The organism is Stenotrophomonas sp. TEPEL (assembly GCF_004348785.1).
In the GTDB taxonomy this organism is placed as follows: domain Bacteria; phylum Pseudomonadota; class Gammaproteobacteria; order Xanthomonadales; family Xanthomonadaceae; genus Stenotrophomonas; species Stenotrophomonas indicatrix.
Map to the genome: position 1 here is coordinate 3,161,713 of NZ_QQXJ01000001.1, position 12,218 is coordinate 3,173,930.

General features: G+C 67.6%; 13 protein-coding genes. 9 read left to right on the forward strand and 4 right to left on the reverse strand.

The genetic code is table 11. The features are described 5' to 3' along the window. Positions 1-142 precede the first annotated feature (142 nt). The 5 genes from TEP_RS14405 (at position 143) to TEP_RS14425 (ending at position 4,888) form a co-directional block, all read left to right on the forward strand. Positions 143-781 (forward strand): PepSY-associated TM helix domain-containing protein, encoded by a 639-nt coding sequence (locus TEP_RS14405; RefSeq protein WP_132825734.1) that lies wholly within the window; start codon positions 143-145, stop codon positions 779-781. Between the two features lie 40 nt (positions 782-821). Beyond that, positions 822-1,340, forward strand: a complete 519-nt coding sequence (locus TEP_RS14410) for a DUF2271 domain-containing protein (RefSeq protein WP_032975835.1) — start codon at positions 822-824, stop codon at positions 1,338-1,340. A gap of 116 nt (positions 1,341-1,456) precedes the next feature. Next, positions 1,457-2,260, forward strand: coding sequence for a DUF4198 domain-containing protein (locus TEP_RS14415; protein ID WP_132825735.1), 804 nt, complete (start codon positions 1,457-1,459; stop codon positions 2,258-2,260). Positions 2,261-2,315: 55 nt separating this feature from the next. Next, on the forward strand, positions 2,316-3,287 hold the full coding sequence (locus TEP_RS14420; RefSeq protein WP_132826549.1) for an FAD:protein FMN transferase: 972 nt from the start codon (positions 2,316-2,318) through the stop codon (positions 3,285-3,287). Next, on the forward strand, positions 3,284-4,888 hold the full coding sequence (locus TEP_RS14425) for a sulfite reductase subunit alpha (protein ID WP_132825736.1): 1,605 nt from the start codon (positions 3,284-3,286) through the stop codon (positions 4,886-4,888). Before TEP_RS14420 ends, TEP_RS14425 begins: the two co-directional genes overlap by 4 nt. Before the next feature lie 273 nt (positions 4,889-5,161). On the opposite strand, the gene TEP_RS14430 is transcribed toward TEP_RS14425, so the two are convergent. From TEP_RS14430 to TEP_RS14445, 4 genes are all read right to left on the reverse strand, one after another. Continuing rightward, positions 5,162-5,770, reverse strand: a complete 609-nt coding sequence (locus TEP_RS14430; protein ID WP_032975832.1) for a HutD family protein — start codon at positions 5,768-5,770, stop codon at positions 5,162-5,164. A gap of 34 nt (positions 5,771-5,804) precedes the next feature. Beyond that, positions 5,805-6,530, reverse strand: a complete 726-nt coding sequence (locus TEP_RS14435; protein ID WP_132825737.1) for a murein L,D-transpeptidase catalytic domain family protein — start codon at positions 6,528-6,530, stop codon at positions 5,805-5,807. 17 nt (positions 6,531-6,547) lie between these two features. Continuing rightward, positions 6,548-7,615: a L,D-transpeptidase gene (locus TEP_RS14440; RefSeq protein ID WP_033832066.1), complete on the reverse strand. Its 1,068-nt coding sequence runs from the start codon at positions 7,613-7,615 to the stop codon at positions 6,548-6,550. Positions 7,616-7,952: 337 nt separating this feature from the next. Beyond that, on the reverse strand, positions 7,953-8,279 hold the full coding sequence (locus tag TEP_RS14445) for a helix-hairpin-helix domain-containing protein (protein WP_165933930.1): 327 nt from the start codon (positions 8,277-8,279) through the stop codon (positions 7,953-7,955). Between the two features lie 198 nt (positions 8,280-8,477). Here TEP_RS14445 and TEP_RS14450 point away from each other — a divergent pair, with 198 nt between their 5' ends. The 4 genes from TEP_RS14450 to murU all read left to right on the forward strand — a co-directional run bounded on the left by TEP_RS14450 (position 8,478) and on the right by murU (position 12,123). Further along, complete coding sequence (locus TEP_RS14450) at positions 8,478-9,971, forward strand: M20 family metallopeptidase (protein WP_033830531.1); 1,494 nt, start codon at positions 8,478-8,480, stop codon at positions 9,969-9,971. Positions 9,972-10,040: 69 nt separating this feature from the next. Continuing rightward, positions 10,041-10,310, forward strand: a complete 270-nt coding sequence (locus tag TEP_RS14455; RefSeq protein WP_025874000.1) for a GlsB/YeaQ/YmgE family stress response membrane protein — start codon at positions 10,041-10,043, stop codon at positions 10,308-10,310. 65 nt (positions 10,311-10,375) lie between these two features. Further along, positions 10,376-11,401, forward strand: coding sequence for a phosphotransferase (locus TEP_RS14460; protein WP_132825739.1), 1,026 nt, complete (start codon positions 10,376-10,378; stop codon positions 11,399-11,401). Positions 11,402-11,412: 11 nt separating this feature from the next. Continuing rightward, the gene (murU, locus tag TEP_RS14465; protein WP_132825740.1) at positions 11,413-12,123 is read left to right on the forward strand and encodes an N-acetylmuramate alpha-1-phosphate uridylyltransferase MurU; all 711 of its coding nucleotides are present in this window, start codon (positions 11,413-11,415) and stop codon (positions 12,121-12,123) included. Positions 12,124-12,218 lie beyond the last annotated feature (95 nt).

Genomic DNA, 12,218 nt, shown 5'->3' on the forward strand with positions numbered 1-12,218 from the left:
CAACCGCGCGATGTTCTCAGGTGGCATGGGATTGCCGGCCAGCGGCCGGCACTACCCCTTCAGAGATACACAACGACATCTAATTGCGAGCAATTCTCATCAATGATGTAATGGCCAGTATTCATCCGTCCCGAACCGTGCCGTGAGCCGTCCCGCATCTTCCACCGTGCAGCAGCAACAGAGCCGCGGCTTCTGGCTGCGTACCCTGCACCAGTGGCATTGGATCAGCTCTGCGGTCTGCCTGATCGGCATGCTGCTGTTCGCGGTGACCGGCCTGACGCTGAACCATGCCGCGAAGATCGAGGCCAAGCCACAGGTGCAGAACCAGCACCTGGAACTGCCGGCGGAACTGCTCGGCGGTCTGGGCACCCGCGAGGACGGCAATGCACCGCTGCCACGCCCGGCCCGGCAATGGCTCGACGGTCAGCTGGGCATCTCCATCGGCGGTCGACCCGCCGAATGGTCGGCCGAGGAAATCTATCTGTCACTGCCACGCCCCGGCGGCGACGCCTGGTTGAGCATCGACCGCGAAACCGGCGCGGTGGAGTACGAATCCACCTCGCGCGGCGCGGTGTCCTATCTCAACGACCTGCACAAGGGCCGCAATGCCGGCCCCGCATGGGGCTGGTTCCTGGACGTGTTCGCCGTGGCCTGCCTGGTGTTCTGCATCACCGGCCTGTTCCTGCTGCACCTGCATGCGCGGCAGCGACGCATGACCTGGCCACTGGTCGGCCTGGGCCTGATGATCCCGCTGCTGATCGCCCTGCTGCTGATCCACTGACTTCCACCGTGACTTCCATCCGTTCTTCCGGAGCCGCCCCATGCGCGTCACCCTGACCATCGCCCTCAGCGGCCTGCTGGCCACCTCGCCGGCCTACGCCACCACCCTCGACATCAACGTCGAAGTGCCCAAGCTCAACGTGGCCGAGTACCACCGCCCGTATGTGGCGGTGTGGCTGGAAGGCGCCGACCAGAAGGTCGCCGCCAACCTGTCGGTCTGGTACCAGCAGACCAGCAACAGCGAAGGCCATGGGACCAAATGGCTGCCCGACCTGCGTCAGTGGTGGCGCAAGAGCGGCCGCACCCTGCAGGTGCCAGTGGACGGCGTGACCGGCCCGACCCGCCCGGCCGGCAAGCACGCGCTGTCGTTCAACGACAAGCAGCCCGCACTGAAGCAGCTGGCCCCGGGCAACTACACCCTGGTGGTGGAAGCGGTGCGCGAAGTCGGCGGCCGTGAACTGCTGAAGATCCCCTTCACCTGGCCGGCCACCGCCGCACAGAACGGCCGCGCGCAGGGCGCCACCGAACTGGGCCAGGTCACCCTCGCCGTCAAACCCTGATTGAGTGGGGTCGGATCCCTTCCGCAGGAAGGGCTCTGACCCCATCGCCCTACCCTCGGGGTCAGAGCCCTTTCCGTTGGAAAGGGACCCGACCCCTCCCAACTGGAGTCTTCCGCATGAAGCGCACGCTCGTCCTCGCCGCCGCTCTGGCCGCTGCCCTTCCGTTCTCTGCCCTGGCCCACAAGGCCTGGCTGCTGCCCTCGCAGACCGTGATCGCCGGCAACGCGCCGTGGATCACCGTCGACGGTGCGGTCTCCAACGACCTGTTCTACTTCAACCATGTGCCGCTGCGCCTGGAATCGGTGGTGATCACCGCCCCGGATGGCAGCGCCGTGCAGGCGCAGAACGCGGCCACCGGCAAGTACCGCAGCGTGTTCGACGTCGAGCTGAAGCAGCAGGGCACCTACCGCATCGCCTCGGTCAACGACGGCCTGTCGGCCACCTATGAACTGAACGGCGAGCGCAAGCGCTGGCGCGGTACCGCCGCTACCTTCGGCGAACTGCCCAAGGATGCGAAGAAGCTGGAAGTGAGCCAGTCGGTCGGCCGCGTGGAGACCTTCGTCACCAACGGGGCGCCGAACGACACCGCGCTGAAGCCGACCAACCGCGGCATCGAACTGGTGGCCGTCGGTCACCCGAACGACCTGTTCGCCGGCGAGGAAGCCACCTTCCGCGTACTGGTCGACGGCAAGCCGACCGCAGGCCTGGAGTTCGAGATCGTGCGCGGCGGCACCCGCTACCGCAACGCGCAGGACGAGCAGAAGCTGACCAGCGACGCCAAGGGCGAGATCAAGGTGACCTGGCCGGAAGCCGGCATGTACTGGCTGGAAACCGGCACCGAGGACAAGAAGACCTCGGTCAAGCAGGCCGCCAAGCGCCGCCTCAGCTACGTCGCCACGCTGGAAGTGCTGCCGCAGTAAAGACAGCGCTGCGATACCCGGCGCGCCCTGGTATCGCAGCCTGCCACGCATGCCGATGACCTCTACCGCACTCGACATCGCCCGGCTGGGCGGCACCACCATGGGCACCACCTGGAGCGTGTCACTGGTCGTACCGCGCCAGCGCGACCTGCATCCACTGCATGCGGGCATCCAGGCACGTCTGGATGAAGTGGTTGCACAGATGAGCACCTGGGAAGCGGGTTCCGACCTGAGCCGCTACAACCGTGCCGACGCAGGTCAGTACCTCGCGCTTCCCATCGAGACACGCCATGTGTTGGCCTGCGCGCAGGCCATCGCTGCAGCCAGCGGCGGTGCGTTCGACCCCACCATCGGTCCGCTGGTGGCGCTGTGGGGCTTCGGCGCCCATGCCGGCGCACGGCGCGCACCCGATGCCGCCACGTTGCAGGCAACCCGTGCACGCTGCGGCTGGCAGCGCCTGCACTGGCAGGAGGATGCGCTGCTGCAGCCCGGTGGCCTGGAGCTGGATCTTTCGGCGATCGCCAAGGGCTTCGGCGTCGACCACGTCGCCGCCTGGCTGCGCGGCCAGGGTGTCGATGCCGCGCTGATTGAAGTCGGTGGGGAACTGGCCGGCTACGGCCGCAAGCCCGACGGCCAGCCGTGGCGCGTGCTGGTGGAGTCGGCGCCGGAAGAAGATGCCCACACCGATACGCCACCGCGTGTCCTGGCGCTGGACGGCAAGGCGGTGGCCACCTCCGGCGATCGCTGGCACCACTATCACGACGATGACGTGGCCTACAGCCACAGCCTTGACCCGCGCAGCGGCACGCCGGTACGGCAGGTCGCAGCCGCCGTCACCGTGGTCGCCAGCGACGCGATGCACGCTGACGCCTGGGCCACCGCGCTGACCGTGCTCGGCCGCGACGCAGGCATCGCGCTGGCAGAGCGCGAGGGGCTGGCCGCGCGCTATCTGGAACGCACCACCACCGGCCCACGCGAAACCCTCAGCAGCGCCTTCCAGCAGCTGCTGGATGGGCAGGCTGGATGAGCATGCGTTTCCCGCGCGCGACCGTTGGCAACGTCATGGTGCTGGCCCTGCTGGCGGTGATCGGCGGGGCACTGCTGCGCCTGCACCTGGGCGAAGCGTGGTGGCAGGGTGCACCGCCGGCCCGGCAGTGGGGCATCGCACTGGCCGCCACCGCGCTGTATCTGCTGGCGTGTGGCGTGCTGTGGTGGCGCAGCCGTCCGCGCGACGACACGCCCGAAGGCGGCAACCCACCGATGCTGCTGGTCTGGTCCAGCCAGACCGGCTTCGCCCGCGAACTGGCCGAGCGCAGTACGCAGGCTCTGCGTTCGGCCGGCATGCCGGTGCGCTTGCGCGGTCTGCACGAGGTCGATGCCACCCTGCTGGCGGGCAGCGCGCGTGCACTGTTCATCGTCAGCACCACCGGCGAGGGCGATGCACCCGACCACGCCCTGCCCTTCCTGCGCAAGGTGATGGGCACGCCGCCGCCGCTGCACCACGTGCAGTACGGCGTACTCGCACTGGGTGATCGCAGCTACGGGCATTTCTGCGCGTTCGGCCACCAGCTGCACGACTGGCTGCGCCAGCACGGAGCACATCCGCTGTTCGATGCCATTGAAGTCGACAACGCCGATCCAGCTGCCCTGCGCCACTGGCAGCAACTGCTTGGCCAGCTCGGCGGCGGCGCGAGCGAACTTCCCGATTGGGCACCGGCCGAGTACCAGCCGTGGACGCTGCTGCAGCGTACCCACCTCAACCCCGGCAGCGCAGGTGGTCCGGTCCATTGGCTGCGCCTGCAGCCCCCGGCCGGCAGCGGCGCGCAGTGGCAGGCCGGTGACATCGCCGAAGTCGGTCCGCAGCACGCCGAACAGAGCACGCGCGACTGGCTGCAGACGCAGGGCTTCGATGCGGACACCGTGTTGGACGACGGCACTGCGCTGCTCGCCCGCGTTGCGCGCTCGCACCTGCCGTCATTGGTGGCAGCAGGCGATCTGCCTGGGTTGCTGGCGGCACTGCAGCCCCTGCCCCATCGCGAATACTCCATCGCCTCGGTGATGGACGACGGCGCGGTGGAACTGCTGCTGCGCCGGCAGGTGCGTGCCGATGGCACGCCGGGCATCGGCAGTGGCTGGCTGTGCGACCACGCCGCCATCGGCGGGCCGGTACAGATGCGCCTGCGGCGCAACGAGAATTTCCATGGCGTCGCCGCCGATGTTCCACTGCTGCTGATCGGCAACGGCACCGGTATCGCCGGCCTGCGCGCACACCTGCACGAACGCGCACGCACTGGCGGTGCCCGCACCTGGCTGTTGTTCGGCGAACGCTCGGCCGCGCATGATTTCCACTTCGGCGATGAACTGCAGGCGATGCTCGGCAACGGCACGCTGACCCGCCTGGATACGGTATTCAGCCGTGATGGCGGCGCACATCGCCACGTGCAGGATCGCCTGCTGGCCGAAGCAACCACGCTGCGGCAGTGGGTCGATGACGGCGCGACGATCCTGGTCTGCGGCAGCCTGCAGGGCATGGCCCCGGCAGTGGATGCGGTGATCGAGCAGGTGCTCGGTGCCGACGGCAAGGAAGCGCTGCTGCTGGCCCGTCGTTACCGGCGCGACGTGTATTGAGCGAACGCGTGGGGCGAATTGCCTCTTGTGGCGGCGATCCCTTGTTCGCACCCTGCTGCGGCATCGGCTGCTGCATCCACGCATGGCGTGGATCTACTGAACGTCTGGCGGCGGTCCCTTGTTCGCACCCTGCTGCGGCATCGGCTGCCGCATCCACGCATGGCGTGGATCTACTGAATGGCTGGCGGCGGTCCCTTGTTCGCACCCTGCTGCGGAATCGGCTGCCGCATCCACGCATGGCGTGGATGATTGCCCCCGCGCGCCGACGCTGGCTCAGCCGCCCGCCGCGCTCACCCGTATCGCCAACAACTCGCCGCCGCCCTGCAATGCATGCCGCTGACGCTCACCGGCGGCCAACCACGCGGTATCGCCGGCCTGCATCGCAGGCAATCCGCTGTCCGCGCCGAACGTGGCCTGCCCGCCCAACAGGTGCAGGGCCCAGGCCACGCCCGGCTCGCAGAAGAAGAACATCGGCCCGACCAGTGGACGATGCAGCAGCTCGGCCTGCAGCAGTCCGCGCTTCCACATCAGGTTGAAATCGTGGGTGGTGCCGTCCACCAGCTCGCCGTGCAGCGCAGCCTCACCGGCAAAACGCACGCGCCCATGCGGTGGCAGCACCTCTGCTACGCGGCCGTCCTCGAAACGCAGGCGCACGCCATTGCCCTGCAGCAGCACCAGTTCGCGCTCGACGCCCGGGAATGCGGAAAACGCGGCGTCCTGCTCGATCTCGGCCACCGACAGGCGCAACGCCCAATCATCGCCCTGCGCTGGCAACCGCAGGATCTCGCGGGTCCAGCCGAGGCCGTTGCGCCAGCGTTCGCGGCGGTAATCCAGGCTGGAAATCACCTGGCTCGGGGTCTGCAGCAGGGAGTCGATGTTCATGCGCGCATTGCATCATGCCGCGCGCCGCAACGCATCAACGCGTTGCAAGACCCGCAGCCGTACCGCAATCGCCGCCCAGCAGCTGTGAGTGCTTGAGCCAGTCCTTGTCGGGGTAGTACGCAAACACCATCGTGCCGCCTCGCAGCGCGTCGATCAGCGGCTTGGCCACCGACAACCGCACCGCCGGGCAGCCCAGACTGCGCCCCAACCGCCCCTGCAACTGCGCAGTGGACGGATTCACATACGGCGCACCGTGGATGACGATGGCGCGCTCGCGTGCACGATCGTTGAACCCCGGCTCCAATCCTGCCAGGCGCAGCGAATAGCCGTTGCCGCCCATGTAGGTTTCCTGCGCGGTGAACGCACCGATGCTGGACATGAAGCTGCCATCGCGGTTGGAGAAATGTTCGGTGCGGTTCTCGCCGCTGTTGCGGCCGTGGGCCACCCACTCCTCGAACAACAGCCGCTGGCGGGCCAGGTCGAAGACCCACATCCGCGGCTCGGTGGACGGCCGCGAGTAATCGATCACGCTCAGGCGTTCGCTGCTGACACCCAGCTCCGGTCGCTGCAGTGCGCAGCGCATGGCGTGGGCAGCCAACTGCAGAACCCGACGGTCGGCCTTGGGCGCGGTGCGTGCCAGCTGCGCGGCGAGGTCGTCGGCGCTGATGGCGGCAACGGGCGTCTGCGCCCCGGCCGGGGCGCTGGCAGTGGTTGCCAGCAGGCCAAGGGCGGCCAACCGGCACAGGCGGGAAGCAGACATGGGCACGTCGGGAGGTCTCAGGATCCCTTGAGGGTGGACGCTGGCGGCTCCGATTCCAAGACCGGCTGCATTCCCGATTCAGCCGCGCTTGGGCGCACCGCCGGCAGCGACGTCACCAGCAGGGTCGTGCCCGGCACCAGCACCTGGTACAGCTGGCGGGCGAAATCGGCCGGCAGTGCCATCGGCAACGACGGCGTGGCCAGCAGGTCCGGCGTGGCCTGGGCGCGGTCCTGGCCCAGCAGCGGATAGGCCGTCCACTGGTGCAGGCGCTGCTGCGCGTCAAGCGGGCTGGGGGTATCGCTGTAGCCTTGGCCCATCACGAACAGGGTGGTGCCCTGGAACGCTGGCAGCGCGTCGGCCTTCAGCGGCGACTCACCGATCATCACGCCATCGCGCAGCACGTACAGGCGCTGGTCGTGCAGGCTGACCAGGATGCCGACCTGGCCACTGGGTGCGGCCGCATCATCCCACCAGGCCTTGTCGGGCGCACCGCCCTCGCCTTCCGGCAGGGCCTGGCCGCGTGCATTCACCGGCGCCAGCACCGCCGGATAGGCCAGCGTCATCGGCGCGCTCTTGGCATCGGCCACGACCACCGTATCGCCGCGCTTGGTTTCGCTGAACAGCTTCTGGGCGAAGGCCTGCGGCAGGCGCACGCAGCCATGCGAGGCCGGATGCCCGGGCAGGCTGCCGCCGTGAAGGGCGATGCCGTCCCAGGTCAGCCGCTGCATGTACGGCATGGGCGCGCTGTTGTAGAGGTTGGAGCGGTGGTCCTTGTCCTTCTGCAGGATGGTGAACACACCGGTCGGCGTCTCATGGCCGGTCTTGCCCGAGCTGATCGTGGTCAGGCCGATGGCAATGCCATTGCGGTACACGTAGGCCCGTTGCTCATCCAGGCTCACCACCAGCACGATCGGACCGGCCGGCGAGACTTCCGGATGCCACAGGTACTCGCCCGGCTTGAGGTCGGTCGGCCCGCGTACTTCGGAAGTCGTGGCCACGACAGGCCTGGAGGGTGCGGCCGCCTGTGCGGCGCACGGCAGTGCCAAGGCCACGGCGAGCATCAAAGTCAAACGGTGCAGGTGCATCCAGCAGGTTCCATTCCATGCGAAGGCCCCACCGTACACCATGGGCACGTCGTAGCCGCGCCAAAAGAAATTGCCCGGCGACACAGCCATGTGTCGTACCGGGCAATCGTCACGTCCCTGTCGGCCTGCTGCCACCCCCTCGCATCCTGCGAAGCGGGGGCGGCGTTGCGTCCTGCACGCGGCCGCGTCTGTCCTGTTTGTATCTCAGCCCCTTCCACAGGTCTGTGATGCCACCATCCTGGTGATTGGTGCCGCATCCCTGCGACGGTCGGCGGCTGCAGCCATCCTGTCCGCAACCATTGAACCTGCATCCTGCAGATTCCGACGATTCCTGTTGTCAGCGCCTGGGTACGGTTCGCACCGGTACCGATCCGGGTACCGGATCCGCAGGCAACATCGTGTTGCCAACGGTGATCCGTCGTCGATTCCGTTCGACGATCGATGTCCCTATCCCCTTCACCTGCGTCAGGTCCTCGACGCGGTGAAACGGGCCGTGTCTGCGCCGGTGCTCGACGATCGCCACAGCCTTGGTGGCCCCGACCATCGTCAATCCCTGCTGCAGCGCCTGGGCATCGGCCCGGTTGATGTCGATCGGCTCGGCAGCTTGCGCTCCCGCGATCCACACTCCCAGCACCAGCGCCCTTAACACGACAAACCAAGGCACGACGTGTATCTCCTTGTGGTTCTGACCGTCCCGACCGGCAATCCCGTCGGTCGAAACAGTGTCCGTCACCACATGCACACAGCGTATAGGGTTCACGGATTTCTAAAAGCCAGCCAAATACCCGACGTGATGTAGGGAAAACCCTACCCTTGGCCGAGGCGTAGAATGGGCGGATCAGCCATGCAACCGGAGTTTCAGATGGACAGCGCCAAGCTCGGCCAATTCGTCAATGACAAGTGGGACAGCGAAATCGTCCCGCAGTTGGTCGACTACATCCGCATTCCCAACAAGTCGCCGATGTTCGACGCCAACTGGGTGCAGAACGGCTACATGGAGCAGGCGGTCACCCTGATGGAAACCTGGGCCAAGGCCCAGGACCTGCCCGGCCTGAAGGTCGAAGTGGTGCGCCTGGAAGGCCGTACCCCGCTGATTCTGCTGGAAATTCCGGCTACCGGCGCCGAAACCGGCGACGACACCATCCTGCTCTACGGGCACCTGGACAAGCAGCCGGAGATGACCGGCTGGGACGACGACCTGGGCCCGTGGACCCCGGTCCTGCGCGGCGACAAGCTGTACGGCCGTGGCGGTGCCGATGACGGTTACGCCATCTTCGGCTCGCTGGCCGCCGTGCTGGCACTGCAGGCCCAGGGCTTGCCGCATGCCCGCTGCGTGGTTCTGATCGAAGCCTGTGAAGAGTCGGGCAGCTACGACCTGCCGGCCTACGTGGACCATCTGGCCGACCGCATCGGCAAGCCGTCGCTGGTGGTCTGCCTGGATTCGGGCTGTGCCAACTACGACCAGCTGTGGTGCACCACCTCGCTGCGCGGCCTGACCGGCGGCAACTTCTCGGTGAAGGTGCTCAACGAAGGCGTGCACTCCGGTGACGCCTCCGGCGTGGTGCCGTCCAGCTTCCGCCTGCTGCGCCAGCTGCTGTCGCGCATCGAGGACCAGGACACCGGCCGCATCCTGATCGACGGCATGAACGTGGAGATCCCGGCCGAGCGCCTGGAACAGGCCAAGCGTGCCGCCGACGTGGTCGACACCGCGATCTTCGAGAAATTCCCGCTGGTCGATGGCCTCAAGCCGATGAACGACGACCTGACCGAGCTGGTGCTCAACCGCACCTGGCGCCCGGCCCTGTCGGTGACCGGCATCGGCGGCATGCCGCCGCTGGAATCGGCCGGCAACGTGCTGCGCCCGCATACCGCAGTGAAGCTGTCGCTGCGCCTGCCGCCGACTGCCGACGGCAAGACCTGCGGCGAGCTGCTGAAGGAAGCGCTGCTGCGCGATCCGCCGAACGGCGCGCAGGTCACCCTGGACCTGGAAAAGGCCTCCACCGGCTGGAACGCGCCGGCGATGGCACCGTGGCTGACCAAGGCGATCGACGATGCCAGCCAGACCTTCTTCGGCAAGCCGGCGATGTACATGGGCGAAGGCGGCTCGATCCCGTTCATGGGCATGCTGGGCGAGAAGTTCCCGGGCGCCCAGTTCATGATCACCGGCGTGCTCGGCCCGCACTCCAATGCCCACGGCCCGAACGAGTTCCTGCACATCCCGATGGGCAAGAAGGTCACCGCGTGCGTGTCCAAGGTGATCAGCGAGCACTACGCGGCCAGCCTGCGTGGCGAGACCAGCGGTTCGCCGGTGGCCGCCGACAGCGGCACCCGCCACGGCGACCACGGCTGCTGCTGATCCAGCACGCAGTGACGGACGCAGCCCGGCCTTGCTAGGCTGCGTCCAACCTTCCAGAGCACTGATCGCATGAACGGTCTGTTTGGCAGCACCAGCTGGCTCTACATCATCCTGGTCGGCTTCTTCGTCGGCCTGCTGGGACGCTTCTTCATGCCCGGCAACAACCGCATGGGCTGCCTGCTGACCATCGTGCTGGGCATCATCGGCGCGCTGCTGGCCGGCTGGTTCGGCCAGTACATGGGCTGGTACGCGCCCGGTGAACCGGCCGGCTTCCTCGGCGCGGTGCTGGGTGCGGTGGTCGTGCTGGCGATCCTGCGCCTGTTCAGCGGCCGCCGCTGAGCCGCCATCCCCTTCTCCCTTCTGCCCCCGACGTTGGCGCGCCCGGCGCGCCCGGATCTGCTTGCATGACCGAACCCGCCTCCGATCCCCGGCGCAGCGCACAGCGCCTGCAATGGGCCCGTACCCAGCTTGACGATGGCAACGCCGTGGTCGAACGCGCCTCGGTCGACGCCGGCATGCGCAGCTACTGGCGCACCACCAGCCAGCGCGGCAGCCACATCGTCATGGACGCCCCGCCAGGGCTGGAAGACCCCGCGCCATGGCTGCGCATGCGCGGCCTGCTGCACGATCACGGCCTGCGTGTGCCCGCCCTGCTTGCCCAGGACCTCGACGCCGGCTTCCTGCTGCTGGAAGACCTGGGCGGCCCGACGCTGGCCAAGATCCTCGACGAACGCAATGCCGACGAGTGGTTCAGCCGATCCATCGATCAGCTGCTGCGCCTGCAGGCCATTCCGGTGCCGGCCGATTTCGGCCAGTTCGGCGAAGCGCTGCTGCAGCGTGATGCCGGCCTGTTCGACGAGTGGTTCCTGCAACGCCATCTTGGCCTTGAACTGGACTGCGGCGAGATCGAAGGCCTGCAGCTGGTGCACCGTCGGCTGATGGACAACGCGCTGGGCCAGGCCCAGCTGATGACCCACCGCGACTACATGCCGCGCAACCTGATGCCGGTGGACGGCGGCCCGGCGGTGCTGGATTTCCAGGACCTGGTGCGTGGCCCGATCGCCTACGACGCGGTCAGTCTGTTCAAGGATGCCTTCCTGAGCTGGCCGCTGCAGCGCGTGGACGAATGGCTGGCGCAGTATCACCAGCGCGCACGCGATGCCGGCCTGCCGGTACCCGACCGTGCCACCTTCCTGCGCGATGCCGACTGGATGGGCATCCAGCGCCACGTGAAGATCCTCGGCCTGTTCTGCCGCCTGCGCTATCGCGACAACAAGGGCCACTACCTGGACGATGCGCCGCGCTTCATCGCCTACCTCGATGAAGTGCTGCCGCGCTACCGCGAGCTGGCGCCCCTGCAGCAGTTGCTGGAAACGCGGATCAAACCGGCACTGGCCGAGTTGGCCGCGCCAATGCGCGTGCAGCGCTGAAGGCCGCATCGATGAAGGCACTGATTTTCGCCGCCGGCCTGGGCGAGCGCATGCGTCCGCTCACCCTGCACACGCCCAAGCCACTGCTGGCGGTGGCCGGCAAACCTCTGATCGTGTGGCATCTGCAGCGGTTGGCTGCGCTCGGCATCCACGAGGTGGTGATCAACACCGCGTGGCTCGCCGAGCAGTTCCCGGCTGCATTGGGCGATGGCAGCCAGTGGGGCCTGCGCCTGCATTTCATGCACGAAGGCGATACCCCGCTGGAAACCGGTGGCGGCATCCTCAATGCATTGCCAGCGCTGGGGGACGATCCGTTCCTGGTAGTGAACGGCGATATCTGGACCGATTTCGATTTCGCCACGCTGCCGCGTGAACCGGCCGGCCAAGCGCATCTGGTGCTGGTCGACAACCCGGCGCAGCACCCCAATGGCGACTACCGCCTGGACGCGCACGGTGTGCTGCACCATGACCGCGAAGGCCCGTGCCTGACCTATGCGGGCATCGGCGTCTATCGTCCGTCGATCGTGGCCGATTGGCGTGCGGTGATCGGCCAGGCACCGGGCAGCGAGCGTGTGCCACCGAAGTTTTCGGTGGTGCCGTTGCAGAAGCATTTCATGGCACAGGGGCTGATGACGGGGCAGCACCATCGCGGGCGCTGGACCGATGTCGGGACCGTTGATCGCCTGCATGCGCTGGATGCGGAGTTGGCCGCGAACGGCTGAGCCCGTCGTGGTGGGTCGCGCAGAGCGGATCGCGTGCTTGGCCGGGCGGGATGGGCCATGCAGGGGACGCTGCAAGTACGTCCCTGTAAGCTCGA

Excerpts from the sequence above, each read along its gene's own strand:
- TEP_RS14415 (WP_132825735.1), top strand. The coding sequence starts at position 1,457 with ATGAAGCGCACGCTCGTCCTCGCCGCCGCTCTGGCCGCTGCCCTTCCG.
- TEP_RS14435 (WP_132825737.1), bottom strand. The coding sequence starts at position 6,530 with ATGTCTGCTTCCCGCCTGTGCCGGTTGGCCGCCCTTGGCCTGCTGGCA.
- TEP_RS14420 (WP_132826549.1), top strand. The coding sequence starts at position 2,316 with ATGACCTCTACCGCACTCGACATCGCCCGGCTGGGCGGCACCACCATG.
- murU (WP_132825740.1), top strand. The coding sequence starts at position 11,413 with ATGAAGGCACTGATTTTCGCCGCCGGCCTGGGCGAGCGCATGCGTCCG.
- TEP_RS14440 (WP_033832066.1), bottom strand. The coding sequence starts at position 7,615 with ATGCACCTGCACCGTTTGACTTTGATGCTCGCCGTGGCCTTGGCACTG.
- TEP_RS14410 (WP_032975835.1), top strand. The coding sequence starts at position 822 with ATGCGCGTCACCCTGACCATCGCCCTCAGCGGCCTGCTGGCCACCTCG.
- TEP_RS14425 (WP_132825736.1), top strand. The coding sequence starts at position 3,284 with ATGAGCATGCGTTTCCCGCGCGCGACCGTTGGCAACGTCATGGTGCTG.
- TEP_RS14460 (WP_132825739.1), top strand. The coding sequence starts at position 10,376 with ATGACCGAACCCGCCTCCGATCCCCGGCGCAGCGCACAGCGCCTGCAA.
- TEP_RS14450 (WP_033830531.1), top strand. The coding sequence starts at position 8,478 with ATGGACAGCGCCAAGCTCGGCCAATTCGTCAATGACAAGTGGGACAGC.
- TEP_RS14455 (WP_025874000.1), top strand. The coding sequence starts at position 10,041 with ATGAACGGTCTGTTTGGCAGCACCAGCTGGCTCTACATCATCCTGGTC.
- TEP_RS14430 (WP_032975832.1), bottom strand. The coding sequence starts at position 5,770 with ATGAACATCGACTCCCTGCTGCAGACCCCGAGCCAGGTGATTTCCAGC.